Origin of the sequence: Haematospirillum sp. H1815, assembly GCF_012102705.1 — a bacterium.
Taxonomy (GTDB): Bacteria; Pseudomonadota; Alphaproteobacteria; order Rhodospirillales; family Rhodospirillaceae; genus Haematospirillum.
Genome location: NZ_JAAVTA010000002.1, coordinates 262714 through 286517 on the forward strand (window position 1 = coordinate 262714; position 23804 = coordinate 286517).

At 59.5% G+C, this 23804-nt stretch carries 24 protein-coding genes and 1 tRNA gene; 14 read left to right on the forward strand and 11 right to left on the reverse strand.

Annotated elements, in window-relative coordinates:
* Window positions 1–4: 4 nt before the first annotated feature.
* On the reverse strand, window positions 5–1450 hold the full coding sequence (locus HEQ60_RS03590; protein WP_168069546.1) for a mannose-1-phosphate guanylyltransferase/mannose-6-phosphate isomerase: 1446 nt from the start codon (window positions 1448–1450) through the stop codon (window positions 5–7).
* Between the two features lie 341 nt (window positions 1451–1791).
* Here HEQ60_RS03590 and HEQ60_RS03595 point away from each other — a divergent pair, with 341 nt between their 5' ends.
* The gene (locus HEQ60_RS03595; protein WP_168069547.1) at window positions 1792–2016 is read left to right on the forward strand and encodes a hypothetical protein; all 225 of its coding nucleotides are present in this window, start codon (window positions 1792–1794) and stop codon (window positions 2014–2016) included.
* 1976 nt (window positions 2017–3992) lie between these two features.
* On the opposite strand, the gene HEQ60_RS03605 is transcribed toward HEQ60_RS03595, so the two are convergent.
* Genes HEQ60_RS03605 through HEQ60_RS03615 form a run of 3 tightly spaced genes read right to left on the reverse strand, consistent with a single transcriptional unit; the run spans window position 3993 to window position 5733 of the window.
* Window positions 3993–4445: a hypothetical protein gene (locus HEQ60_RS03605; RefSeq protein ID WP_168069168.1), complete on the reverse strand. Its 453-nt coding sequence runs from the start codon at window positions 4443–4445 to the stop codon at window positions 3993–3995.
* Window positions 4445–4861: a divergent PAP2 family protein gene (locus HEQ60_RS03610; protein ID WP_168069548.1), complete on the reverse strand. Its 417-nt coding sequence runs from the start codon at window positions 4859–4861 to the stop codon at window positions 4445–4447. The genes HEQ60_RS03605 and HEQ60_RS03610 overlap by 1 nt, the downstream gene beginning before the upstream one ends.
* A 2-nt stretch (window positions 4862–4863) precedes the next feature.
* Complete coding sequence (locus tag HEQ60_RS03615) at window positions 4864–5733, reverse strand: decaprenyl-phosphate phosphoribosyltransferase (RefSeq protein WP_168069549.1); 870 nt, start codon at window positions 5731–5733, stop codon at window positions 4864–4866.
* A 43-nt stretch (window positions 5734–5776) separates the two neighbouring features.
* On the opposite strand from HEQ60_RS03615, the gene HEQ60_RS03620 reads away from it, so the two are divergent.
* The 4 genes from HEQ60_RS03620 to HEQ60_RS03635 are packed head-to-tail and all read left to right on the forward strand — an operon-like array spanning window position 5777 to window position 9796.
* On the forward strand, window positions 5777–6190 hold the full coding sequence (locus HEQ60_RS03620) for a GtrA family protein (RefSeq protein WP_168069550.1): 414 nt from the start codon (window positions 5777–5779) through the stop codon (window positions 6188–6190).
* The gene (locus tag HEQ60_RS03625; protein ID WP_168069551.1) at window positions 6187–7488 is read left to right on the forward strand and encodes an FAD-binding oxidoreductase; all 1302 of its coding nucleotides are present in this window, start codon (window positions 6187–6189) and stop codon (window positions 7486–7488) included. The genes HEQ60_RS03620 and HEQ60_RS03625 overlap by 4 nt, the downstream gene beginning before the upstream one ends.
* A complete protein-coding gene (locus tag HEQ60_RS03630) occupies window positions 7489–8241 on the forward strand; it encodes an SDR family NAD(P)-dependent oxidoreductase (protein ID WP_168069552.1) in 753 nt (250 codons plus the stop codon).
* Window position 8242: 1 nt separating this feature from the next.
* Entirely contained in the window at window positions 8243–9796 is a 1554-nt protein-coding gene (locus HEQ60_RS03635; protein WP_168069553.1) for a hypothetical protein, read from the forward strand.
* Here the strand turns inward: HEQ60_RS03635 and HEQ60_RS10950 are convergent.
* Entirely contained in the window at window positions 9767–10003 is a 237-nt protein-coding gene (locus tag HEQ60_RS10950; protein WP_416046626.1) for a glycoside hydrolase family protein, read from the reverse strand. The genes HEQ60_RS03635 and HEQ60_RS10950 overlap by 30 nt on opposite strands.
* Window positions 10004–10158: 155 nt before the next feature.
* Here HEQ60_RS10950 and HEQ60_RS10470 point away from each other — a divergent pair, with 155 nt between their 5' ends.
* Window positions 10159–10362 (forward strand): hypothetical protein, encoded by a 204-nt coding sequence (locus HEQ60_RS10470; RefSeq protein ID WP_209315384.1) that lies wholly within the window; start codon window positions 10159–10161, stop codon window positions 10360–10362.
* Window positions 10359–10550 (forward strand): hypothetical protein, encoded by a 192-nt coding sequence (locus HEQ60_RS03645; protein ID WP_168069555.1) that lies wholly within the window; start codon window positions 10359–10361, stop codon window positions 10548–10550. The genes HEQ60_RS10470 and HEQ60_RS03645 overlap by 4 nt, the downstream gene beginning before the upstream one ends.
* Here HEQ60_RS03645 and HEQ60_RS03650 read toward each other — a convergent pair.
* Window positions 10539–10614: transfer RNA gene (locus tag HEQ60_RS03650), tRNA-Ala, on the reverse strand. The two genes, HEQ60_RS03645 and HEQ60_RS03650, sit on opposite strands and share 12 nt — an antisense overlap.
* A 167-nt stretch (window positions 10615–10781) precedes the next feature.
* Here HEQ60_RS03650 and HEQ60_RS03655 point away from each other — a divergent pair.
* From HEQ60_RS03655 to folD, 3 genes are read left to right on the forward strand one after another with little or no spacing between them, the layout of a single operon-like run.
* Complete coding sequence (locus HEQ60_RS03655) at window positions 10782–11093, forward strand: YggT family protein (RefSeq protein ID WP_066134435.1); 312 nt, start codon at window positions 10782–10784, stop codon at window positions 11091–11093.
* Window positions 11080–11418, forward strand: a complete 339-nt coding sequence (locus HEQ60_RS03660; protein ID WP_322099284.1) for a DUF167 family protein — start codon at window positions 11080–11082, stop codon at window positions 11416–11418. The genes HEQ60_RS03655 and HEQ60_RS03660 overlap by 14 nt, the downstream gene beginning before the upstream one ends.
* On the forward strand, window positions 11415–12296 hold the full coding sequence (gene folD / locus HEQ60_RS03665; protein WP_168069557.1) for a bifunctional methylenetetrahydrofolate dehydrogenase/methenyltetrahydrofolate cyclohydrolase FolD: 882 nt from the start codon (window positions 11415–11417) through the stop codon (window positions 12294–12296). Before HEQ60_RS03660 ends, folD begins: the two co-directional genes overlap by 4 nt.
* A gap of 32 nt (window positions 12297–12328) precedes the next feature.
* Here folD and HEQ60_RS03670 read toward each other — a convergent pair whose 3' ends face one another.
* The 4 genes from HEQ60_RS03670 to HEQ60_RS03685 are packed head-to-tail and all read right to left on the reverse strand — an operon-like array spanning window position 12329 to window position 15145.
* Window positions 12329–13660, reverse strand: a complete 1332-nt coding sequence (locus HEQ60_RS03670) for a CCA tRNA nucleotidyltransferase (RefSeq protein WP_168069559.1) — start codon at window positions 13658–13660, stop codon at window positions 12329–12331.
* Complete coding sequence (locus tag HEQ60_RS03675; RefSeq protein WP_168069561.1) at window positions 13657–13941, reverse strand: DUF6111 family protein; 285 nt, start codon at window positions 13939–13941, stop codon at window positions 13657–13659. The genes HEQ60_RS03670 and HEQ60_RS03675 overlap by 4 nt, the downstream gene beginning before the upstream one ends.
* Complete coding sequence (locus HEQ60_RS03680) at window positions 13941–14573, reverse strand: CoA pyrophosphatase (protein WP_168069563.1); 633 nt, start codon at window positions 14571–14573, stop codon at window positions 13941–13943. Before HEQ60_RS03680 ends, HEQ60_RS03675 begins: the two co-directional genes overlap by 1 nt.
* Complete coding sequence (locus HEQ60_RS03685) at window positions 14570–15145, reverse strand: DUF1285 domain-containing protein (RefSeq protein ID WP_066134417.1); 576 nt, start codon at window positions 15143–15145, stop codon at window positions 14570–14572. The genes HEQ60_RS03680 and HEQ60_RS03685 overlap by 4 nt, the downstream gene beginning before the upstream one ends.
* A gap of 141 nt (window positions 15146–15286) precedes the next feature.
* Between HEQ60_RS03685 and HEQ60_RS03690 the strand changes: the two genes are divergently transcribed.
* Genes HEQ60_RS03690 through HEQ60_RS03705 form a run of 4 tightly spaced genes read left to right on the forward strand, consistent with a single transcriptional unit; the run spans window position 15287 to window position 22006 of the window.
* Window positions 15287–16249 (forward strand): AAA family ATPase, encoded by a 963-nt coding sequence (locus HEQ60_RS03690; protein WP_245183750.1) that lies wholly within the window; start codon window positions 15287–15289, stop codon window positions 16247–16249.
* A 14-nt stretch (window positions 16250–16263) separates the two neighbouring features.
* Entirely contained in the window at window positions 16264–17169 is a 906-nt protein-coding gene (locus tag HEQ60_RS03695; protein ID WP_168069567.1) for a DUF58 domain-containing protein, read from the forward strand.
* Window positions 17163–19892: a DUF4159 domain-containing protein gene (locus HEQ60_RS03700; RefSeq protein ID WP_168069569.1), complete on the forward strand. Its 2730-nt coding sequence runs from the start codon at window positions 17163–17165 to the stop codon at window positions 19890–19892. Before HEQ60_RS03695 ends, HEQ60_RS03700 begins: the two co-directional genes overlap by 7 nt.
* Window positions 19889–22006, forward strand: coding sequence for a hypothetical protein (locus HEQ60_RS03705; RefSeq protein ID WP_168069571.1), 2118 nt, complete (start codon window positions 19889–19891; stop codon window positions 22004–22006). Before HEQ60_RS03700 ends, HEQ60_RS03705 begins: the two co-directional genes overlap by 4 nt.
* Here HEQ60_RS03705 and HEQ60_RS03710 read toward each other — a convergent pair.
* On the reverse strand, window positions 21960–23747 hold the full coding sequence (locus HEQ60_RS03710) for a bifunctional diguanylate cyclase/phosphodiesterase (protein ID WP_168069573.1): 1788 nt from the start codon (window positions 23745–23747) through the stop codon (window positions 21960–21962). The genes HEQ60_RS03705 and HEQ60_RS03710 overlap by 47 nt on opposite strands.
* Window positions 23748–23804 lie beyond the last annotated feature (57 nt).

Sequence of the window (23804 nt, forward strand, 5' to 3'; positions counted from 1 at the left end):
GGAATCATGAGCTAATTCGCCCATATATATCTTCGAATCGAACGATGTCATCTTCACCCAGGTAACTGCCGGATTGCACCTCAATGATTTCCAGCGGAATCGTTCCGGGGTTGGCCAACCGATGCACTTCACCCACTGGAATGTAGGCGGACTGGTTCTCAGTGAGCAGAAGCACCTTGTCTCCGTTGGTAATCTCGGCCGTGCCTTTGACCACAATCCAGTGCTCGGCACGGTGATGGTGTTTTTGAAGGCTGAGACTGGTACCAGGCTTGACCTGTATGCGTTTGACCTTGAAGCGCTCACCTTCGTCAACGCTGTCATACCAGCCCCATGGGCGGTGGACCTTGCGGTGCAGGGTGTGCTCTTCGCGCTTTTGCTGCTGAAGGGCATTAACTATGTGCTTGACGTCTTGGCCGCGCGACTGGTCGGCCACCAGCACAGCATCGGGCGTTTCCACCACCACCAAACCCTGAACACCAACCAAGGCCACCAAGCGACTGGTGCCATGTACCAAGGTATTGTGGCAGTCAGCGGCCAACACATCGCCCACATAGACATTGCCGTTTGAATCCTTGGGCAACACGTTCCACACGGCATCCCAAGCGCCCAGATCGCTCCAGCCGGCATCAAGCCGGGCCATGCGGATGGGGAATCGACTTCCCGGACAGCGCTCCATGACAGCATAGTCAATGGAGTCGCTGGGTATAGCGGCAAACTCGGCCGTACCGGGGCGAACAAATGCTGAATCACTGCTCCGCTGGTCCCAAGCGGCACGGGTGGTGGCCGCAATGTCGGGCCGGAAACTTTCAATGGCCTGAAGCCACACAGATGCCTTAAGCACGAACATGCCAGCATTCCAGTAGTAGCCGCCTTCTGCCAAGTACTGAACAGCGGTGGCTTCATCGGGTTTTTCGACAAACCGCTCGACAACCAAGGTAGGTGCGGACTCAACAACAGCCCGGATATAGCCGTAGCCGGTTTCGGGGCGAGCAGGCGTGACGCCCAAGATCACGATGGTGCCCTCTGCCGCTTGGCGTATGGCATCAAGCATGGTGCTGTTGAAGGCCCCAGCATCTGCTACAGTCTGGTCTGCCGACGTGACGACCAGCACAGGGTCGTCACCGTTTTCTACAGCGGCAAGCGCAGCAAGCGTAAGGGCGGGCGCGGTGTTTCTGCCGACGGGTTCCAGCAGGACTGCATCTGGGGTAATGTCGATTTCGCGCAGCTGCTCAAGCGCAAGAAAACGATGCTCTTCGTTGGTGACAACCAAAGGAGCGTAAACGTCGACGTCCTCACACGAAAGAGCCATCACGCGTTTTGCCGCATCCTGGAAGAGGCTTTCCTCGCCTGACAGGCAAAGAAACTGCTTGGGGAAGCCCGCACGCGAAAGAGGCCAGAGCCGAGTGCCTGAGCCACCACAAAGAATAACCGGTTTAATCAAGTCAGTCATAGCCGAACAAATCGCGTTTATGGATTTTTCCCGAAACACCTTCAAAATCAGACGATTGCCGATTTACGGTGCTTATATTCACTTCGTTTTTAAAAGCGAACCAAGTCATTAACTACGCAGAGCAAAAATAACAAGCCTCATTTAGCGTCAGATCATGAACAACTACCTCAATGCCTGCGATCTTGATCCGCTTCATGATGCACAGGATACCGAAGGCATGGAAGTTGCAGGAACCGCCCCCACTATCAGGTGATAGACGCCGACCATCTTGAGCTGACAACGAATAACTTCGTCGGCAACGATGTCCTTGCACGCTGTAACCAGCCCCAAGGATGACGAGGATGAAGCTCTACGGCACATCACGGCAGTTGACTGACAACAACTTGGCATCCTTAGAGCAGGCAGCAGCCAAAACTGGAGTTGTTACAGTGAGCGCCAATACGCGGTTCGATGCAGACGCTGTCGATGGAAAGGCCGACGTAACCCGTGCCAAAAATGGAAACCTTCACCCCGGGCCGCCCTTCACGGAATTCACTTCGGCTTTCCAAGGCTCCAACCCCGATTGAAGCACCTCACATTCTACCACCCTACGCTTCAAAGACCCCGGCTGGCGTGAGCAAACAGGCATAACGCCGCGTGCTCTTGCCTTGGCTGAATTCTTCAGCTTGGCCTCACTTTCTTCACCAGAACCTGAAAGCAGACATTGTTCGCGCCAAGCCTTACACACAAGCCCCTGGCCGGAGCAAGCTGAACTGACCTAGAGCTCCCGAAGCAAACAGGGAAGGACCACGAACCGGGCTTATCCTTGAAAACCAGCCTATTCCTGCAATAGGGACACGAATATCAGGGAATTTTTACACGCTACCGCCATCCCGCTTCACGAACAACACGCGCAGACGGCAGATTTCAGCATGTGGGTCCGGAGCAAAAAAGCGACAAGGACATACCACCTTATGCAAGGGCATGCACCGTGCCACACCACCCTGACTTTGAGCAAGGATTTTCTGCCAAAGAAGCAATCTCAAGGCCGGTCTGTCAGCTTGCCTTGCGCAGGCTGGCCGGGACTAAGGTCCACCCGCCCTTGCTTGAAAGGGAACTCCAGCACCATGATCCTACGCCTACCATAAGCCACCCGGCGGATTCCATCAATGCCGACAGACGGCGCCTCCTGCGCACGTGGTGCTGCGGCCAAACTTTCAGCCACCTTGGCTCAAGCGAATGAAAATGAACAGGTATTGTGGAAATCAGGGGCTCGCCCGTCACCATCAAAGCGCCTTGGCAGAGCTTTTCGGATGGAAGAGTGGAATGATCGCACTGACCAACCCCATCACCGGAGGTCTTTACAAGACCCCCTTTATCCCGCATGGGCTGAGTATGGACGAATATACGAGTCGACCACAACATTTATAGGTTGTATTTTTTATCAGCATCTTACCCCCTAGGGTGCGATGCCGCAGTGAATCTGTCTTGTTAAATCTACACCCTTGCACCAAGGCACCCTCCCCGGATGGCTCTTTTAATCAGCCATAGACCTCCAGTTGCTACTGCACCACCTTTTCCATTCTTTCTGCGCTCACCACCAATTCGAAATGCTCGAGGATTTCGGACTCATGACGGGTAATGTGGCTTTTGACGACGTCATTGCCAAGCCGCTTGGTCAAGTAGCCCTTGGCGAGTACCAGATTACCCGTAGTGTTCTTAGGCGTCCTTGGTACTGGGCCTGACTGATTTCCTTATTCGAACTTGACGATCTGCTCAATGGACGCACATTGACTGTCGTGCTCGGTCGGTTTGAAATCGGCGCGCAGCCCTTTGATTGACATAACCCCGCAGGCGTAACATCTGCGGACTTCGGGCCGTTCCGGGCCAGACAGAAACAGAGAGAGGAATTATCTGCAGAGAACACCATATGGCCAGAATCCAGGTCGGCAGACAGGCAAACTGTCGAAGTCCACAACCCTACCCAGCGTTCCGCGGGTGTTCGCGAGGCCTGACGGAAGCATACAAGAAAAACCCCAACCGTTCCCGGTCGGGGTTTCAATATTGGTGGTGGGACACTCGCCCGCCACCGACAGCAGCATGAACGTGCGCAAAACAGGCTGCACGTACCCTTGCGAGCTGATACGAAAAGTTTGACCCTTCCGCACCCTACCGCAAAACCCGCTTGGTTCGATCACTTTTCGACGGTCGAGACTGGATACCAATCTTCACCCTTGTCCAACCGGGGCCACATCATCCATTTACAGCCAAGCCCCCTGACCACCTGCAGAACTTACCACTTTCCCGAAACAGAGCATTCATGAACTCCCCATCCAACACAAAGAGTTCAGCATGACCACCACCCACTTCGATCAACTACAACTTGCCGCACGCTGGGGCCTGTCACACAAAACACTCGAGCGCTGGCGCGTCATGGCATCGGACCCAAGTTCATCCGACTGCCAGGCAAGGTCATCTACCATCTGTGCGACATCGAAGTCTACGAAGACGCGTGCCTCGTTTCGTCGACTGCTGCATTCTGCAAGCACACAAAGTTTTCCGATCATCCAGTCGCACCAGAGCCCCCACTGCAACCAAGTCCAGCCGCTCCGCGATAAATACACCGATACTGCGTGGATAGCTCATGCCGCAAGGATGAAGATAAATCGATAGAATCGTCCCCCCAGACTTGCCCGGAGTGAGTGTCAGCGCAAACGCCACCAAGTAGATCGAGATTACGAAGAATCGGCACCTTGCGCCCCAAAGCAACGATGAAGGGATGCCAGCATGAAAACTGAAGGAGATCGCTCAGGAGGGAGAGCACCTCTACCTGCGCCCAAAGCGCACCCGGGATCACCGATACCGCAGCACCAAATGCTTCCCAATCCGCCAGGGTCGCCATTCCGACGTACAGCACCACCGCCACCACAATGGCCAACGAAATGGACCGAACTGGAATGCGGCTCGCGGTAGCTGGGTTTATCCCCGGGGCATCGGCCCTCCGTGATTCATCCATCAGGTCAAAATCGTGTTTACTGCAGCGGCAACCGCGATACCCACGGCAATGCCGGCGGCAATTTCCAATCGGGTGTGACCCATGCGTTCGCGCAGTGCCTGATGGTCAGCTACCCCAGCCACCAATTTGTTGATGGCCACCGCGTGCTTGCCCACCTGCCGGCGCAGGCTGTTGGCATCGAGCATCACGATAAAGGCCAGCGTAATGGCGACGCCGAAGGCGGGGTGTCCGATACCCTCCTTGAGGACAATGAGCGCAGCCATGCTGCTGACGATCGCGCTGTGATTGCTGGGCAACCCACCGTAGCCGATGAGGCCGAACGCCAGCTGCTTTGCCTTGATGCTGTTGATGATGAACTTCGAAACTCCGGCGACGAGCCAAGCCAGAAATGGAGTCAGGGCGTAAGAGAAGTCCATGATTACCCCTGCACTGGCCACAAAGCCCAGCCGCAGGCAGCCACCCACAGCACCACGGTAAGCAACAACTGCCAGTCGGCCAGGAGCGCGTCGGTGGGCGACTCACCGCCATCAAGGGCTTCCACCACGAACCAGTAACGAAACAGGCCGAACAACACCAATGGAACCGTGATGACCAACTCAGGCTTGGAGGACATCACGAACATGCTGTAGAACAGCAGCGCCCCGGTTGCGGACATCTCAGCGTAGCGGTCCACCAATGAAACGGAGTACTTCTCGAGCACCTTACGGCCCTCCGTGCCGCTTTGGCTGAGCTCCTGGCGGCGTTTAACAGCGGCCAGGTACAGAGCCAGGCACAGTGTCGTGATGAACATCCATGAGGACACGGGCACGTCCAGTGCCATAGCACCGGCGTAGACGCGCAGGACAAAACCAATGGCGATGGTGAAGATATCGACCACGGGCTGGTGCTTGAGCACGAACGTGTAGGCTAGGTTCAGCACCAGATAGGCCGCGATGACCATCACCACCCTTGGAGCGACGAACCAGCCCCACACCAGCACGGCATAGAGGCACGCGAGGAGGACCAGCGCAGCGGGCACCGAGACAATCCCGGCCGCCAAGGGACGAGTCTTGGACTTCTTGGGGTGACGACGGTCGCGCTCGATGTCGTGCATGTCGTTGATGATGTAGGTCACCGAAGATCCGACGAAGAACAGCAGCACGGCAAACAGAGCGTGACTGACGGCATCAACATGCAGAAACGCACCGGAAAACATCAGTGGCGCCAGAACAAAACCATTCTTGACCCACTGCTTTGGCCGCATCAGCTTGAGTAACCCCAGTATCTGCGCTAGAGGCGAGCGGGTCATTACGGTATCATGCACTATTTATGAACCTCGGTGATATGATTGAATGTTTGCTTCGACAAAGCTCACTGTTTATTATGCCATTTTTGCATTAATCGCAACCGCAGCAAACATTGGCGCTCAGGATCTTGCCATCCGTACCTACAGCGGTGACTTCAGCGTTCTGGCCTCGGTCGTCGTGGGCACAGGCATTGGGCTTATCGTCAAGTACATCCTCGACAAACGCTATATCTTCCGCTTCCGGACGCGCAGCGTCGCCCACGACACACAGACCTTTGCCCTCTACACCGTCATGGGCTTGGCCACGACCGTGATCTTCTGGGGCTTCGAATTCGGCTTCCACCATATCTTCGAGACCAAGGAAATGCGCTACTTCGGCGGCGTTATTGGTCTTGCAATCGGCTACCTGACCAAGTACCACCTCGATAAGCGTTATGTCTTCCGCACAGAGGCCGTATGAAGCCGGTTACTTCTTGGGGGCGTTTGAGCGCCGATCCTCATCATGTCGTCGATCTGAATAACCCCTCCAGGGTTAAGGCGCTGGTTTGCCACGTGGCTTACTCGGGCGTTGCCCATGGCATGGGACGCAGCTACGGTGACGTCTGCCTGAATCCGGAAGGCACGCTCTGGGTCACGACCGGACTCGACCACTTCGTCGCTTTCGACGACAGCACTGGCCGCCTGGTGTGTGAGGCTGGCGTGCTACTGCGGGACATTCAGCGACTGGTCATCCCTCGCGGCTGGATTCTGCCCGTAACGCCGGGGACCCAGTTGGTGACCGTTGGGGGTGCGATCGCCAACGATGTCCACGGCAAGAACCATCACGTACTGGGTTCTTTTGGCGATCACGTCCAGAACCTTACTCTCATCCGGACCGATGGCGAGGTCATCCAGTGCGGGCCGCATGATCGAGCTGATTGGTTCGCTGCAACGGTGGGAGGATTGGGCCTGACGGGTGTGATCACCCAAGTGGAGCTCCAGTTGCGCCGTGTGGCCGGCCCGTGGCTGGACACTGAGACCGTTCCTTATGCCAACCTGGACGAGTTCTTCCGGCTCGCGGATGACTCCGAGGCCGACTGGGAGCACACGGTGTCCTGGATCGACTGCATTACCGGGGGCGGTGGGCGCGGTTTGTTCATGCGCGGCAACCCTACCGATGTCGGAGAACGCCCGGCACCCCAGGGACGTAAGCTGACCATGCCCATCGTGCCGCCCGTTTCCCTGGTCAATCGGCTTTCGCTGCGCCCCTTCAACATGGCCTACTACCATCTCAAGAAGTGGCGGGCTGGGCGGGCCATTACGCACTACGAACCATTTTTCTATCCGCTCGACAACCTGCTCGAGTGGAACCGGATATACGGCCCGAAGGGCTTCTTCCAGTACCAGAGTGTGGTGCCACGGGAAGTCGGGCAAGACGCCGTTCAGGCCATGCTCAAAGAAATCGCTCGCTCTGGCGATGGTTCATTCCTTGCAGTCCTGAAGACCTTTGGCAACCGCCAGCCGGTTGGGATGCTGAGTTTTCCTCAGCCCGGGGTCACGCTGGCGCTGGACTTTCCGAATCACGGGGAGCGCACGCACAAACTATTCGAGCGCCTGGATGCCATCGTGCGTGAAGCCGAGGGCCGCATCTATCTGGCCAAGGACGCGCGAATGCCCAGAGAACTCTTCGAAGTAGGCTATCCGCGCCTGGCCGAATTCATGAAATACAGGGACCCGGGCATCAGTTCCGGTCTCTCACGCCGTTTGATGGGAAGTTGAATGAACAACAAGAAAAGAATCGTCATTATTGGAGCCACCTCGGCGATCGCCGAGCACTGCGCCAGGCTATGGCTGGAGAAGCAGCCGACCGATCTCACTCTCCTAGGGCGGGATGCACAGCGTATTGAGCGGGTTGCAACTGACTTGAAAGTCCGTAGTCCTCAATCCGAAATTCGGATCGTCCAGGCAGAATTTTTAGACCCGGAAGCTATTAAGGCTACGGTCGAAGATATTGTTCAGTCAGGCGATGTGGATGTTGTGCTGATCGCACACGGCTCACTGCCAGATCAAGCCGACTGCCAAGACGACCTGACTGCATGCCGGAAAGCGCTGGATATCAATGGCATCTCACCAGTGCTCTATGCGGAGGCCTTCGCCAAATGGATGGCAAAAGCCAACCACGGCACCATTGCCCTGATCGGCTCTGTGGCTGGTGATCGAGGGCGCAAATCCAACTATGTCTATAGCGCTGCAAAAGGGTTGGTTACGCGATATACCCAGGGCCTGCAGCACCGTTTTGCGGGCACAGGGGTTAGGGTGGTGCTGATCAAGCCTGGTCCGACTGACACCCCCATGACTGCCCACTTAAAGGGTAAGGGTGCCAAACTCGCGCCCGTCGAAGTCGTAGCAAAACAGATTGTTGAAGGCGTAGAAGCAGGCAAGCCGATTATCTACGCACCTAGGAAGTGGTGCTTAATCATGATGATAATAAGACACCTACCATCGGCCATTTTTAATAAGATGGACATCTAAGATGAATACATTTCAAATTGATTTAAAGAAAATACCTATCGCATCAGCGATCTTTATTATTTTGCTATTGTCTGTACGTCTCTTATTTTTCTTTAACTCTCCGCAAGACAGGCTCATTGGAATCATTCCGGATGACGCTTTTTATTATATTCAGATGGCATCTCATCGCGCAGAAGAAGGGGTTTGGACATTTGATGGCACTTCGCCTGCAACCGGGTTTCATTTCCTATACGGTTACTTTTTGGTATTTATTTTTAAGCTCTACCCGGAGATAAACTGGACCAGCATATATTTGATTGTTGGCGCCATTTCCTGCTTAACAATTTCCGCCTCAGTATATTTTCTAGTAAAAACCGCAACTGAGATTTACGGTAAAGCCGCAGCCCTCGCTGCAATACTGCCATTTCTCAGTTTCCCGATAATTATGCAAAGCACAGTCATGATGGAATCATGGCTAGTGATTTTGCTCTCATCGCTTACGGTATTTTTCGTTGCCAAACAGGAAGAGGCATCCCCAAAATTTTTGTTTGCATTATTTCTTGTCGGCTTGCTGGGATCGCTATCACGCACTGACTACGGAATGCTGCCAGGATTTTTATTCTGCACGATATTTTTAGCTGAAAAATTTAAAATAACACCAACTGTAGTTAGAAGCTTCGCAATCCTGATGGGTGCGCTTATCGGCGTTTGTGTGGTTTTGATTCAAAATTACTTTATTTCCGGACAGCTTGCTCAAGCAAGTGCACAAACCAAGCTCTTTTGGTCGTCAGTTGCAGGCCACAGCATTTTCGCTCCATTGCAACTCGTTCTTTCGATATCATTTCCCACCTTTGATTTTATTGAGCGGCAGAGCAAAATTATTTTGCTGTTGGCATCCTTTTTGGCTGTGACGTACTCCTCCATAAAATCAATTAAGCTAGCCAACGAAGAGAACAAATCATTGCCAGCTGCATTGTTAATAGGATGTGCCCTGACAGTGGTCGGTTACATCTTTTTTTACAGACACAACAGCGGCGCATTGCAGCCGTGGTATTCTTCAAATTTTATAGCCCCAATATCAATCACAATGACCGCCGTATTTCATTATTTATTTGGGAGACGAGCTTTTATTACATTCCCTTTTGTTTTCTTAGTATACTTATTATCTGGATCAAAGGATATTTTAGCTATACCGTGGCTACATCAGGCAGGCATGATGAATGCGGGGCTTTACGTTCGAACGCTAGATGGAAGCTCGACATTCGCCGCGTGGAACGCTGGCATAATAAGTTACTTTTCAGAAAAGCCCCTAGTGAATATCGATGGCCTAACTAACGACGAAGTTCTGCCTTACATCAAAAGCAATAAATTAATGGACTATTTAAAACTAAAAAAAATCGACTATGTCGTTGACTACAAAGAAATGCTAGATAACAAAAATCTACGCCTGCGAGGCGGATATGATGATGAGAGAGTTTTTCGTTGTCTTGTCCCAATAGAGCCAGTCGACGGCGGTAGCAGTGGCTGGGGTAGTTCAAAATTGATGTTATTCAAAGTTGATGCTGCATGTCTTTAAAGAACCCACATAATTAGTACTGGAATATGTGAGAGCCTCTGTATTTCGGCGCGCCATTAGCCAGGGTAATCTTTTCCCTGAAGCCCACACCCATTTCCTCAGCTCGGTAGGGGCGCTATCATGCTCACCACCGTTCACTCTCCGCCTCAGCGTCGAGCGGCTGTAGCGCCCCGGCGCCGAGGTTGGGGGTGAAGGAGACCAGAGCATCGAACTGCCCGTCCATCCGGCGCCTCGGGGCTGCCACGCCTGCCCGCTGCCGAGTTGGAAGCCACCGTGTTTGATCAGGCACGATCGATCTTGCGCTCACCAGACTTATTGACTGACATCCTGCCGCACGCGGTCAAGCAGGACCCGACACCAAAGTGACGGTCACCATAACGCGCATCGATGCAATCTGGTATCAGTTGTTCCCGGCCAAGCAGACCCAAATTTTCAAATTTCTGATCGAGAAGGTGATCGTTTCGCCCACCGATCTTGAGGTCCGGCTGCGCCCGAGCGGCATCGAGCGACTGGTCCCTGAATTGCGGCCGGAGCCAGCCAACGAAGCAGCGGAGGTGGCAGCATGAAGGAGGTGCGTATCGAAAAAACCGGCCAACCCGATGTAGTCAGCGCCAGCGATGGTCGGCAGACAGGCCAAACTGTCGAAGTCCACAACCCTACCCAGCGTTCCGCGCGTGTTCGCGGGGTCTGGCGGGAGCAGATAAGAAAAAACCCCAACCGAGAGTGGTTGGGGTTTGAATATTGGTGGAGCTGAGCGGGATCGAACCGCTGGCCTCGTCATTGCGAACGACGCGCTCTCCCAACTGAGCTACAGCCCCGTTATACAAAAGGGATGCGGATAATCTCCGGAACCCCCTTGACTGTCAAGACCGTTTCTGGCCCTGCACCGACAGCCGGATGGCTATGTCTGTTTCCCTTGCACCGCAGGGGGCATCCCGCTAGGGTAGGGCCGTGTTTCACGGTTTGGCCGACAGGTAATAACTCCATGCAGGCTGTCAGTGGTTTTTTTCAGGTTCTGGATGCGATCCTGAGCTTTTATGAGTGGATCGTGATTGCTTCGGTCATCCTCAGCTGGCTGTTTGCGTTCAATGTCCTGAACTACAGCAACGGCGCGGTGCGGACCATCAGTGATATTGTCCACCGCCTGACCGAACCGGTCCTGGAACAGATCCGCCGGGTTGTTCCGATCATGGGCAACCTGGATTTGTCGCCGCTGGTTCTATTTTTCGCCATTATGCTGGTCCGGGCCTCTGTTCTCCCGGGTCTGCACGAGCTGGTTCTCCGTGCCCTGTTCTGATGCCCCGGATCATTCTCTTTTGCTCAAGTCCACGGCCGATGGAATCCGGCTGGTGGTGCGCCTGACCCCGAAAGCCGGGGCCAATGCCATCCGGTCCCGCGCCCTGGAAGCGGACGGAACGCCGGTGCTGAAAGTGTCAGTCACCGCCGTTCCGGAAAACGGCAAGGCCAACACGGCCCTGATTGCCCTGCTGGCCAAGGCGTGGAAACTGCCGAAAAGCACCTTTTCCATTGTTTCCGGCACGACGGACCGCCGCAAGACCGTACAGATTTCCGGGGACCCTGCCATTCTGATCCCCCACATTACCGGGATATTACCACCATGACTGATCCTTCTGCCCGTTTGATCGACGGCAAGGCCTTTGCCGCATCCCTGCGCCAGTCCATCGCGACCGAGGTTGGCCGCCTGAAAGACCGCCTTGGCACCGTGCCGGGACTGGCGGTTCTGATGGTTGGCGAGGATCCGGCCAGCGATGTCTATGTCCGCAACAAGGCGCGCCAAACCGCAGAATGCGGCATGAAATCGGTGGAACGCCGCTTTGATACCTCGCTGACAGAAGCCGCCCTGCTGGAAGAAATCGCCCGCCTGAACGATGATCCGACCATTCACGGCATTCTGGTCCAGCTTCCCCTGCCGGCGCATATCAATGCCGACCGCGTTATTGCCGCCATCCGCCCGGACAAGGATGTGGACGGGTTTCACCCGGTCAACGCCGGGCTGCTGGCCACCGGTGGCAAGGGGCTGATACCGTGCACCCCGCTCGGCTGCCTGCTTTTGCTGCGCGATGTGCTGAGGGACATGACCGGCCTGCAAGCCGTGGTGGTCGGGCGGTCCAACATTGTCGGCAAGCCGATGGCCCAGCTTCTGCTGCAGGAAAGCTGCACCGTGACCGTGGCCCATTCCCGCACCCGTGACCTGCCCGCCATCTGCCGCCAGGCCGATATTCTGGTGGCAGCCGTCGGGCGTCCGGCCATGATCCGCGGCGACTGGATCAAGCCCGGGGCCACGGTTATCGATGTCGGGATCAACCGCATTGCGGCAGAGGGCGGCAAGACCCGCCTGACCGGCGATGTTGCCTTTGACGAGGCAGCCCGCGTTGCCGGGGCTATCACCCCGGTGCCCGGCGGGGTCGGGCCGATGACCATTGCCTGCCTGTTGCGCAACACGCTGACCGCGTTCGCCCGCATCAACAACCAGGACTGACGCCGGAAGACAAGTATTCGGAGGGGGAAGCCCTACCCCTCTTCGGGGTCTGGCGACGGCGGACGCAGAAAGGCCAGAAGGGCGGCGCGGTCCAACCGGCACCCGCTGTGAAGCCATTCCCCCTGAAGTCGCGCCAGCTCCCGGCCAAGAAGTGGCCCGGACCGGTATCCATTGGCCAAAAGATCCCGGCCTTTCAGGGGGAATGACGGAACGGGCAGCGACAGGGCCAGATCCAGGGCACGTTGCCACGAAGCGCTGCGCCGGGGACACAGCCTGTGCTCTCCGTCGCGCTCAGAGGACCACACCAGAAGGATCATGTCCACCACCGTCTTTCGCCCCAGCCTGAAAAGAGCTGGAAGAAGAAGGGGTTCACCTCCATCCGGGTCGGGGCAAGGCGTGATATCGGACAAAACGGACAGGCGTTGCATCTGATGCGATGACAGGCGCAGACGACGGGCCACCTGCATGGCGGTGTGTGGATCGGTGTGCAGAACCGCAGCCAACCGACGCACGGGATCGGGCTCAACGCCATCCATCACCAGTCCGCGTGTTTCCAGAAACACCAGCTGACGCAACCGCCCGAACGCAACCGCCTCAGGCAGAATCTGTTCCAGAACCCGGGCCCCGCGCATCAGCAATAGAACATCCGGACAGGCCTGTGTTTCCAGGATACCGATCAATTCATCACGGATGCGTTCGGCCGACAGCTCCTTCAGATGCGGGGCCAGAGCCTGACAGGATGACAGCGCCCCCACACTGGCCGGGGGGCGGCCAAAGCGCGCATAGAAGCGGAAAAACCGCAGGATCCGCAGCCAGTCTTCGGCAATACGCTGCATCGGGCGGCCCACAAACACCACCCGGCCATGTGACAGATGCTCAAGACCGTCAAAGTAATCATAGACCGCACCGTCCGGGGTTGCCGACAGGGCATTGATGGTAAAATCACGCCGGGCCGCATCGGCCATCCAGCAGGACGACCATTTCACAACGGCATGCCGGCCATCCGTTTCCACATCTTCCCGCAGGGTGGTGATTTCAAAACTGTGGTCTCCCACCCGGGCGGTCACGGTACCGTGTTGCAGCCCGGTGGGTATACAGCGCAGGCCGGCTTGTTCCAGCAGACGGATCACCGTATCGGGCGGATCGGGGGTGGCCAGGTCAATATCCCGCGGCATGACCCCAAGCAGGGCATCACGCACACAGCCACCGACAAAGCGCACGGTGGATCCTTCGGCCTGAAGGGCATCCACAACCGCCCTGGTTTCCGGCCACGACAGCCAGGGGACAGGCCCCAGTTGACCCCACGGAGGACGTTCCCGGCGTGACCAGACCCGACGGGGTTCCTCCGGAGCGGACGCGGTCATTTCGCCCCGAACCCGCCGGGGACAATCCGCCCGTCCACCAGCTTTGGCGGTGTATAGGCATCACCGGGCTGGCCGGCTGGCTCGATCAGGGCCACAACGACCAGCGACAGGATGACCAGGATAAAACCTGCCAGAACGGCCACAAACCAGGCTCCCTTCTCAAGCGGCGGCACCGCACCGCCATGACGTTCCACCCAGCGGGCCCGCACCCGGACCCAAAGCACAAGGACAACCAAAGGCACCAGGAACGGCAACAAAACCGTGACCATGAACTGGACCATTACACACTATCACCTTTTCCCGATCCTGGATCCACGGCCCCACCGTTGAGAACGCGTGACAGGTTGACCAACATGCCCGCCGTTGCCCCCCATATATAATAGTCATTCCACGACAGGGAATAAAAAAGGCGGCTCTGTCCGTTGACAACGATCTGATTTTGCCTGTGATTGCGGGGATCCAGGACAAAGTCCAGCGGAACCTCGAACACCTCGGCCACCTCGCCCGGGTCTGGATCCAGACCCAGCGGCGGCGAAAGCAGACCCACCACCGGTGTCACCCGGAAACCGGTCACGGTGCGATAGTCATCCAGACGGCCAACCACATCAACGCCGCGACGGTCCAGCCCGGTTTCCTCGGCGGTTTCACGCAGGGCACAGTCCACGGCATCCTTGTCCCTGGCCTCCAGCCGTCCACCGGGAAAAGCGATCTGCCCGGCGTGATGGTCCAGATGATCGGTGCGGCGGGTCAGCAGAATCGTACAGGCCGACGGATGGCACACCAGCGGAACCAGAACCGCCGCCGGGCACAGCGTATCACCACCAGAAAGAGGATCCGCATCCTCATCGGAAGACAGACCGGTCCCGTACCCCTTCTCCAGCATGGTTGCCAGCCGGTCACGTGAAAAAATCATGGTCCGGTTTGTCCCAGCGGAAAGAAAGACCCGCAGCTCCACACCCCGACCGTATCGGGACCGGCACCGCCCGGAGCGGCTTTTTGTGATGATGCCGCGACGGTCACGCACAGCGCCAGATCGACCATACGGTAATACACAGGGCGGCTCAGGCGTGCCTCCAGCCCTTTCCTGATGTAGATATAAGGCAGGGGGCATCCTGTCGCACGGTCGCGCGCCATACGCAGGGGATGGGCATCATCAAGCACCACAACGTCATCGACGTTGGTATGCAGGCTGATGACCTGATCCGGGCCGGGATGGGCAACGGTCATGTCCACGGCAACAAAGGGAACATCGGCCACGCTGACGGTGCCGCGCTCTGCCGGGGTGACAAGCCAGTAAGTACCGGATGCATCGCGCGACAGGACCGAGGCAAACAGGCGGACCAGTTCCGGACGACGAATGGGGGAGCCAAGATAAAACCAGTCGCCATTGCGGTCGATCGACAGACCAAGATCACCGCAGCTGTCAGGCACCAGACTGCGCAGTACGGCATCGGCAGGTTCAGCATCGTGATCGTGGTGGCCCATGGGCCCTGTCCCCTCGTTGTCCAGCCCGGACGGCGCATTATACCAGGAAAGCGTGGAGAAGGCATTATGAACAAAACGAATTCGTCCTTTCCTGGTTCTGACACCCCTCCGCCCCTGTCCACCGAACGACAGGACCAGCTGATGGATCTGGTATCCCGCGCACACCGAGCCGTGGCATCGGTTATCTTTGGCCAGGACCAGGTGATCAATGAAAGCCTGGTAACACTTCTGGCCGGGGGCCATGTGCTGCTGGTCGGGGTACCGGGGCTGGCCAAAACCCGCCTGGTACAAGCCATGGGGCAGGTTCTGGGCTTGGAAACACGGCGGATCCAGTTTACGCCCGACCTGATGCCGGCCGACATCTTGGGCTCGGAAATCCTGGACACCGCACCAGAAGGGCACCGCTGGTTCCGCTTTGTACCCGGGCCGGTGTTTACACAGCTTTTGATGGCCGACGAGGTCAACCGCGCCGGGCCACGCACCCAGTCCGCACTGCTGCAGGCCATGCAGGAACATGAAGTGTCCATTGCCGGGCAGACCCACCGGCTGCCGGCTCCGTTTCATGTGCTGGCAACGCAGAACCCGATCGAGCAGGAAGGAACCTATCCCCTGCCCGAAGCCCAGCTGGACCGCTTCATGATGCAGGTGGACGTCGGGTACCCCGACCTGGATGCCGAGCGCCAGATGCTGATGGCAACCACGGGCACCACCACCACACACCTGCACCCGGTCATGACCGCCGAAGACCTGATGGCCGCGCAGGACTTGGTGCGGAGAATGCCGGTTGGAACACGGGTGGTGGAATCCATTCTGGCCCTGGTGCGAAACGGACGACCGGAAAGCAGCAATCTGGACATGGTACGCCGCGCCGTGGCTTGGGGACCCGGGCCACGGGCCAGCCAGGCGCTGACCATGGCAGTGCGGGCACGCGCCCTGCTGGACGGGCGGCTTGCACCATCGGAAGCTGACGTGACCGCCCTGGCTGCTCCGGTCCTGCGGCATCGCATGGCGCTGACCTTTGCCGCACGGGCCGACGGCATCACCGTGGACGCGGTTATCCGTGCCCTGGTCGCGGATCTGGAAACACCGGCAGCCGCAGCCTGAACGGGGGGAAGACCGTGAAACCAGGGGCACTGTCACTGTATCACCGGGCGGAAGGACTGGCGGCAAACCTGCCTCCGCTGCTGCTGAAAGCCGAACAGGCCGCCGCCACCCTGCGCGGAGGCAACCACAGACGACGGGCCGCCGGCTACGGGGATTCATTCTGGCAGTTCCGCCCCTGGGAGAACGGGGATACCACCTCGGCCATCGACTGGCGCCAGAGTGCCCGGCGGGACAACCTGCATATCCGCCAGCAGGAACAGGTCTCGGCACGCAGCCTGTGGTTCTGGTGTGCCGATGGCCCGTCGATGGCCTGGCATTCATCCCCCCATCTTCCGGAAAAGCGCGACCATGCCCGGCTGCTGGTCCTGACCCTGGCCTGTCTGGGACTCTGGGCGGGGGAACAGGTTGCCCTTCTGTCCCCGCGCATGCCCCCCGGCAGCGGACGCCCGGCCCTGATCCGCATGGCAACACATCTGGAAACACCGGCGCCGGAAACAGACCGAACCCTGCCCGCTCCGGACCCAGGGACATTGCGCCACAGCCTGGTGATCCTGGTCGGCGATTTCCTGGACCCGCCCGACACCCTGGAACACACCCTGCGCACCTGGACCGGAGCCGGCATTCGCGGTCATCTGGTCCAGGTTCTGGACCCAGCCGAGGAAAACCTGCCCTTTGACGGGCAAATCCGCTTCTTCCAGCCCGGGCAGGTGGGCACACCGGGCCTTCTGGTATCCCGGGTCCGGGATATCCGCGAGGCCTACTGCCGCCGTCTGGAGGCACACCGCCGCCACCTGGAAACCATTGCCATGCAGTTCGGGTGGACCTTCAGCCTGCACCATACCGACCGCTCGCTGGAACCGGTCCTGCTGGGCCTGCACAGCCGTCTGGGAACACACCGGATGACAGGCGGGCCATGCTGACAGGAACTCTGAGCATCCTGAACCCGTGGATACTGGCCGGGCTGGCCATCCTTCCGGCTGTGTGGTGGTTGTTGCGCATCACCCCGCCGCCGGAACGGCACATGACCTTTCCGCCGCTGCGCCTGCTGGCCGACATGTACCCGAGCACCATTACCCCGGCCCGCACGCCGTTGTGGATCCTGCTGCTGCGGGTGCTGATCCTGGCCCTGGTCCTGGCCGGGCTGGCCGGCCCGGTCATGGATGCACGCCTGCCGGCAGAAAGCCGCCGGCCGCTGTTGGTTGTGGTTGATACCGGCTGGGCCGCCGCAGCCGGATGGCAGGACCGGACCCGTGCCCTGAACACCGTTCTGGATGATGCCGCATCCCTGTCGCGTCCGGTTCAGGTTGTGGCCACCACCCTGCGCCCGGGGGAATCGTATCCGGCGGCGTCCCCTCCTGGCTCTGCCGCAGATGCCCGGGCGTGGCTGCGCCGGATGGCACCGGCACCCCATCATCCCGACTACGCGGCGTTTGCAGCATGGCTGAACCGTCCCGGTACGGTTCCCGATGCGGTGGAAACCCTGTGGCTGAGTGATGGCCTGGAGCATCCGGAACAGGACGAAGCCGCCATGCTGTTGCAGCAGCGCGGTCCGGTAACCGTTCTGCTGGCACCGCCAACACGGACCGCTGTTCTGCTGCGTCCGCCGGAACGCACGGCAACGGGCATTGAGCTGACCGCCCGACGCCCGGATGACGGACAGCTGCCCCCACGCACCCTGGTGGCCAGAGGTCTGGACCGGAACGGCACCGTGCGGGTTTCCCGGCCACTGACCCTGACAGCCGGAACAACGGAAGCAACCATCACCCTGGACTTGGAGCCGGACCTGATCCCGCTTGTCACCCGCCTGGACATCACCGATCCCGGCGGGATCCCGCTTGGAGCCGGGGCAGTCCAGCTGACCGACGACCGCTGGCAACGCCTGCCGGCCGGGGTGGTCACGCGGGGAGACAACAGCCTGCCTCTGCTGTCGGGGTCGTGGTATGCCGAACGGGCGCTGGCCGGATCGCTGACCGTGTATACGGGGTCGGTGACAACACTGCTGGCACGCCGGCTTTCAACGGTGGTCATACCGGGTGGCACCATTCCGGACAGCGAAGTGGAACCCCTGTCGCAATGGGTGGATCATGGCGGGGTTCTGATCCGGTTTGCCGATACGGCCCTGGCCGAACGGGGTGATACGGCGCTGCTGCCGGTCTCGCTGCGCACCGGGGGACGCTTCATGGGCAAAGGACTGAGCTGGCAGGAGCCATTGGCCCTGGCCCCCTTCGACAGCACCAGTCCCCTGTCCGGGTTGACCGTGCCAGACGGCATTACGGTTTCCACCCAACTGATGGCCCACCCCGGCCCGGAAACGGAAAGCCGGACCTGGGCCCGCCTGCGTGACGGAACCCCCCTGATCACCGGGCTGCGATCCGGGGCGGGATGGATTGTACTGATCCACACATCGGCCAACACAGACTGGACCACCCTGCCCTTGTCCGGCCTGTTCCCGGTCCTGCTGGATCGTCTGGCCGGACTGGGGGCCGGCACCGCCGAAGCGGCAGCCCGTGACACCCCCCTGCCGCCGTGGCAGGTGCTGGATGGTTACGGGCAACCTGTCACCCCGGGCGCAGGGGTCAAGCCGCTTCCCGCCGCAACCGAGACACCCGGAACCCGCATCACAGTCGGGCCGGAGCATCCGCCCGGGTGGTACGGCATCCCCGGCAACCGGCAAGCCTTGTCCCTGGCGACCCGCACAACCGCGATGGACGCACGCACCCGCTGGCCAGATGGCATCCGCGTACAAACGGCCGGAGAAACCGCAGCCACCCGCATGGCATCCGGGCTTGGCCCGCTGCTGCTGGGCATGGCCCTGGCCCTGCTGCTGGCAGACAGCCTGATCCATGCCCTGCCCGCCGTGCGATCATGCCTGTTGCAGGGTCTGCGCCGGACAGGGGCCATGCTGGCCTTGATGGTCCTGCTTCCGCTTGTCTCTGCAACACGGGCTGACGCTGCCGACAATCCCGACATAACCGATGCCCTGGACACACGCCTGGCCTGGGTTGCCACCGGCGATGTCGATATCGACATCCTGACTGAATCCGGACTGCAGCGTCTGACCGGGGCACTGGCCCTGCGCACCTCGGCCGAGCTGGCCAAGCCACGCCGGATCAACCCGCACACCGATACCCTGGAATTCTATCCCCTTATCTACTGGCCGGTCGGACCCGGTGCAGTGGGGGTTCCGACACAAACGCGGGACCGTGTCGCGCGCTATCTGGAACGGGGTGGGCTGCTTGTTCTGGACGGACGCCACCCTGACAACGCCGCCGCCCTGCGAACAGTGATGGCATCGCTGGACCTGCCTCCCCTGCGGCGCATGCCCGAAGACCATGTCCTGACCCGCAGCTTTTACCTGTTGCCAAACCTGCCCGGACGCATTGCCGGTGCCGATGTGTGGATCGGGGAACAGGCCGCCCGTGGCGAAGGGGTTTCGCCGGTTATCGCCGGCAGTGCCGACTGGGCCGGGGCCTGGGCTTCTGATCGCCGGGGACGCCCGGTCCTGCCGATGGTGCCGCCGGGGGAACGTGGGCGGGAGCTGGCCCTGCGCAGCGGCATCAACATAGTGATGTACGCCCTGACCGGTGACTACAAGGCCGATCAGGTGCATCTGCCGGCCATTCTGGAAAGGTTGACCCAATGATACCGGTCAACGGCATGGCGAGCCTGTCCCTGGAACCGCTGCTGCCCCTGTGGCTGACCGGCGGGGCATTTGTGGTCATGCTGGCCCTGACCCTGCCCGGCCTGATCGTATCGGGCCGCCGGGAGTTCTGGCGCTTTCTGCCGGCCTGTGTGGTGTGCGCTGTTCTGGCCGGGCCGGTCCTGGTGCATGAAACACGGGAACCGGTGGATGACATTGTGCTGCTGGTCCTGGACGACAGCGACAGCATGCAGCACGGGCAACGCATTGCCCTGCGGGATTCCACCGTGGAAATGCTTCAGGCCCGGATCGGCCAGCATGCCCATGTCCGGACACACACCGTCATGGTCAACAGCCAGGGACAGAACGGGACGCGGCTGACGGGGGCGGTGGAACAGGCTGTGGCCGGGCTGGCCGGCCAGCCGGTTGCCGCAGTTGTACTGGTAACCGACGGGCAGGTGCACGACATGCCATCAGACCCGGACGCGGTACAGGCGCTGGCAAGCCGGATCAAGGCCCCGGTTCACACCCTTCTGACCGGAGCCCCGGGGGAGAAAGACCGGCGGATCCACATCGACTCCGCCCCGGACTTCGGCCTGATCGGACGGGAAGCCACCATCAGCGTTACCATTTCAGAATACGACACCGGCGTTGCAGAACGGTCCTCGCCCATTCCCCTGACGGTACGCATCAACAACAACCCGCCACAGGTGCGGATGGTGATCCCCGGGCGCAAACAGGATCTTGCCATTCCGCTGACCCATGCAGGACAAACCGTTGTCGGCCTGTCTGTTCCGCCCCTTGAAGGCGAACCCGACACCACCAACAACCGGACCGCCCTGGCAATCAACGGCATTCGCGATCGTGTCCGCATCCTGCTGGTCTCGGGCGAGCCGGCAATCGGGGAACGCGCCTGGCGCCGGCTGCTGAAGGCCGACCCCGGCATTGACCTGGTGCACTTTACCATCCTGCGTCCTCCGGCCAAAGACGACGGCACCCCCCTGCACGAGCTGGCGCTGATCACATTCCCGGTCCGGGAACTGTTCGAGGAACGGCTGGCTGACTTCGACCTGGTTATTTTTGATCGCTACACCCGTCGATCCCTGGTACCGGGACTGTTTCTGGAACGCCTGTCAGCCTATGTCCGCAATGGAGGGGCCTTGCTGCTATCGGCTGGACCTGAGTTTGCCGGAGCCGGCAGCCTGGCGGAATCACCCCTGACCAGCGTTATTCCGGCCCAGCCAACCGGGCGCACAGTGCGCTCGCGCTTTGTGCCGGACCTGGACCCGGTCGGATTCCGCCACCCGGTTACGGCCGGCCTGCCGGATTCCGGAACGCAGGGCCAGCCTCCATCATGGGGGGCCTGGCTGCAGTATGTTGAAGCCAGCCCGACCCGGGGAACAACCCTGATGCGGGCCCCGCGGGAGGCCCCCCTGCTGGTTCTGGAACGCGTGGAAAAAGGCCGCAGCGCAGTCATTCTGTCCGATACCCTGTGGCTGTGGGCCCGGGGCTGGGACGGTGGCGGGCCACAGACCGAGCTGCTGCGCCGGCTGGTCAACTGGCTGCTGGCAGAACCCGCGCTGGAAGAAGAAACCCTGCATGCGACCATCGCCGCCGATACCGGCATCATGACAATAACACGGCGCAGCCTGTCCGACCCACCAGCAGACCGGCGCGGGGTTACCATCACCGACCCGGACGGAAACCAGCTCACGGCCACCTTGCACACGGTCGCGCCGGGACGGGAACAGGTACAGACAGAAGCAACCAAGCCCGGAATCTGGTCTGTTGACGATGGAAGCCGCCGCATTGTCACCGCATCGGGAACCGGCACCAGCCCGGAGCGTGCCTCCCTGATTACCACCGACCGCATGCTGGCCCCCTTGAGTCAGGCAGCCGGAGGCAGCGTCATCTGGCTGGCGCAGGACGGCGTGCCACAACTGCGCAGCATCGACCCCGACGCAAGGCGCCATAGCGGTTCGTCCTGGATTGGCATACGCCGCAACGAAGCCCATATCAGCAGCGGCGTGCATACGACCCCGTTGCTACCGGCTGGTGTGGCCGCAATACTTATTCTGGGAACACTGGTTCTGGCATGGTGGCGGGAGGGGCGCTAACCCGGCGCACGGGCTCCCCCAAGAGCGCCATGACAATCCGGTCCGGCGCAGCTTTGGCTTCCGACTTCAGCCGGGCCATGGTTTCGGCCAGATGATCACAGCAACGCCCCCCAGCCCCCTGCGGAATATGCACAATCGCCGCCGAAGCAGACAGCAACGGAAAATGCTGCCGGGCCCCGCTTCTGTCGCATGCTACAATGTAGCCGTTGCGGCGGGCATCCGGATCATAAAAACTTTCGACATCTCGACGAAAACACGTGGTCAGGTCGCGCACGCGCTCCAGAACCGTTTCAGAGCTGATGTTACGAAACCCGGCAACAAAATCATCGCCACCAATGTGGCCAACGAACACATCATCGCGACGCAGATCGCGCACCAGAAGATTGGCAAACAGGACAATCGCCCGGTCCCCCTGCCGGAATCCATAGGTGTCATTGAACGGCTTGAATCCATCAAAGTCAAAGTAAACAATACACCAGGAAGACTGACTGTCTTCCATCACCCGGGCCATGTATGCATTAATCAGCGTATTGCCGGGCAGACGGGTCAGCGGGTTCTGGTCCCGCGCCACGGCCAGGTTCTTCTCGTTCAGAAGCCGCAGCAGGGAACGGGCTGACAGAAAGCCGGCATAGCATCCGTCGGCAGTAATGATGATACCCTCTGAATCCTCGTCAGCCGAAAAAATCTCCAGGATCTTCTCGGCACTGGTCCGGATATCGGCCACAGGACAGGGCCAGAGAAAGTCACGCAGTTGACGGGCATAACCCTTGTTCGACAACAGCTCCTTGCCAAAGGGCGCGTACACATAATTTTTCAGGGTCTGTTCGCGCACCAAGCCCAGCGGCTCTCCGTCGCAGGACACCACCGGAAAGAACGTGTGGGTGCTGTCAAGACGGAACCGCTCCAGAACATCAGCCAGCTGCGCATCTTCCGGGATCGGGGGAACACGGGTGATGCGGGCCCGAACCAGATCTTGGTCCGTTTCCGCATGCCGGCGGTCACGGGCGTTGATATCCCGCGCACGGGAAAGCACCTGCTCCATATCAGGACGACAGCAGGGATCGGACTCTCCACCGAACAGAGGGCCCTGAACCAAATCAAGACCAGCTTCGCGGCAGGCCAGATATTCCTGCTCGGTCTCGACACCCCGGGCCATGACCCGAACCCCCAGAAGATGGGAAAGGTTGACCATGTGTCCCAGAAAAATGCGGCGACGGCTGCTGCTCAGGCCGCCGGTAATGAAGAAACGGTCAAGCTGGATGTAATCCGGATTGGCCAGGAACAGAAGCAGGAGACCGGACGACCCGGTACCAAAATGGCTGATGGCAACCCTGCCGGCTACAGCACGTAGGGCATTCAAACCCTCCATCGCCTCATCGCAAACACGGACCGGTCCATGGGCTTCCAGCGCCAGAACCACACGACCGCGCTCGACCCCGCAGGCTTCCATCAACACGCCCAATCGCCGGGCCAGACGATCCGAACACCCCAGCACACGCACATCCATGCTGACAAAGAGCCGGTGTTCTTCCCATCGGGGACACTGCACAAACGCATGCAGGGCCAGCCGGAATACCTCGGCCGTAACATCAGACAAAACCCCGGCAGCCGCGGCCTGAACGAAAAGTGGCTGAAGACCTTGCGCGGAATGCGTGTCGTCGTTGCCATCGACCAGGACAGCCTCGTACCCGATACAGCGTGCACTGTGCAGGCTGACAACCGGCAGCAGAGCCACGCGCATGCCCTGTACCTGCCTGATCACCTGTTCACTGGTACTGGATAGCAAAACGGACAGATT

What these genes read in the sequence shown, in the direction of transcription:
- HEQ60_RS03590 (WP_168069546.1), bottom strand. Translation starts at nt 1,450, where the DNA reads ATGACTGACTTGATTAAACCGGTTATTCTTTGTGGTGGCTCAGGCACT.
- HEQ60_RS03595 (WP_168069547.1), top strand. Translation starts at nt 1,792, where the DNA reads ATGAAGCTCTACGGCACATCACGGCAGTTGACTGACAACAACTTGGCA.
- HEQ60_RS03605 (WP_168069168.1), bottom strand. Translation starts at nt 4,445, where the DNA reads ATGGATGAATCACGGAGGGCCGATGCCCCGGGGATAAACCCAGCTACC.
- HEQ60_RS03610 (WP_168069548.1), bottom strand. Translation starts at nt 4,861, where the DNA reads ATGGACTTCTCTTACGCCCTGACTCCATTTCTGGCTTGGCTCGTCGCC.
- HEQ60_RS03615 (WP_168069549.1), bottom strand. Translation starts at nt 5,733, where the DNA reads ATGACCCGCTCGCCTCTAGCGCAGATACTGGGGTTACTCAAGCTGATG.
- HEQ60_RS03620 (WP_168069550.1), top strand. Translation starts at nt 5,777, where the DNA reads ATGTTTGCTTCGACAAAGCTCACTGTTTATTATGCCATTTTTGCATTA.
- HEQ60_RS03625 (WP_168069551.1), top strand. Translation starts at nt 6,187, where the DNA reads ATGAAGCCGGTTACTTCTTGGGGGCGTTTGAGCGCCGATCCTCATCAT.
- HEQ60_RS03630 (WP_168069552.1), top strand. Translation starts at nt 7,489, where the DNA reads ATGAACAACAAGAAAAGAATCGTCATTATTGGAGCCACCTCGGCGATC.
- HEQ60_RS03635 (WP_168069553.1), top strand. Translation starts at nt 8,243, where the DNA reads ATGAATACATTTCAAATTGATTTAAAGAAAATACCTATCGCATCAGCG.
- HEQ60_RS10950 (WP_416046626.1), bottom strand. Translation starts at nt 10,003, where the DNA reads ATGCTCTGGTCTCCTTCACCCCCAACCTCGGCGCCGGGGCGCTACAGC.
- HEQ60_RS03645 (WP_168069555.1), top strand. Translation starts at nt 10,359, where the DNA reads ATGAAGGAGGTGCGTATCGAAAAAACCGGCCAACCCGATGTAGTCAGC.
- HEQ60_RS03655 (WP_066134435.1), top strand. Translation starts at nt 10,782, where the DNA reads ATGCAGGCTGTCAGTGGTTTTTTTCAGGTTCTGGATGCGATCCTGAGC.
- folD (WP_168069557.1), top strand. Translation starts at nt 11,415, where the DNA reads ATGACTGATCCTTCTGCCCGTTTGATCGACGGCAAGGCCTTTGCCGCA.
- HEQ60_RS03670 (WP_168069559.1), bottom strand. Translation starts at nt 13,660, where the DNA reads ATGACCGCGTCCGCTCCGGAGGAACCCCGTCGGGTCTGGTCACGCCGG.
- HEQ60_RS03675 (WP_168069561.1), bottom strand. Translation starts at nt 13,941, where the DNA reads ATGGTCCAGTTCATGGTCACGGTTTTGTTGCCGTTCCTGGTGCCTTTG.
- HEQ60_RS03680 (WP_168069563.1), bottom strand. Translation starts at nt 14,573, where the DNA reads ATGATTTTTTCACGTGACCGGCTGGCAACCATGCTGGAGAAGGGGTAC.
- HEQ60_RS03685 (WP_066134417.1), bottom strand. Translation starts at nt 15,145, where the DNA reads ATGGGCCACCACGATCACGATGCTGAACCTGCCGATGCCGTACTGCGC.
- HEQ60_RS03690 (WP_245183750.1), top strand. Translation starts at nt 15,287, where the DNA reads ATGGATCTGGTATCCCGCGCACACCGAGCCGTGGCATCGGTTATCTTT.
- HEQ60_RS03700 (WP_168069569.1), top strand. Translation starts at nt 17,163, where the DNA reads ATGCTGACAGGAACTCTGAGCATCCTGAACCCGTGGATACTGGCCGGG.
- HEQ60_RS03705 (WP_168069571.1), top strand. Translation starts at nt 19,889, where the DNA reads ATGATACCGGTCAACGGCATGGCGAGCCTGTCCCTGGAACCGCTGCTG.
- HEQ60_RS03710 (WP_168069573.1), bottom strand. Translation starts at nt 23,747, where the DNA reads ATGCGCGTGGCTCTGCTGCCGGTTGTCAGCCTGCACAGTGCACGCTGT.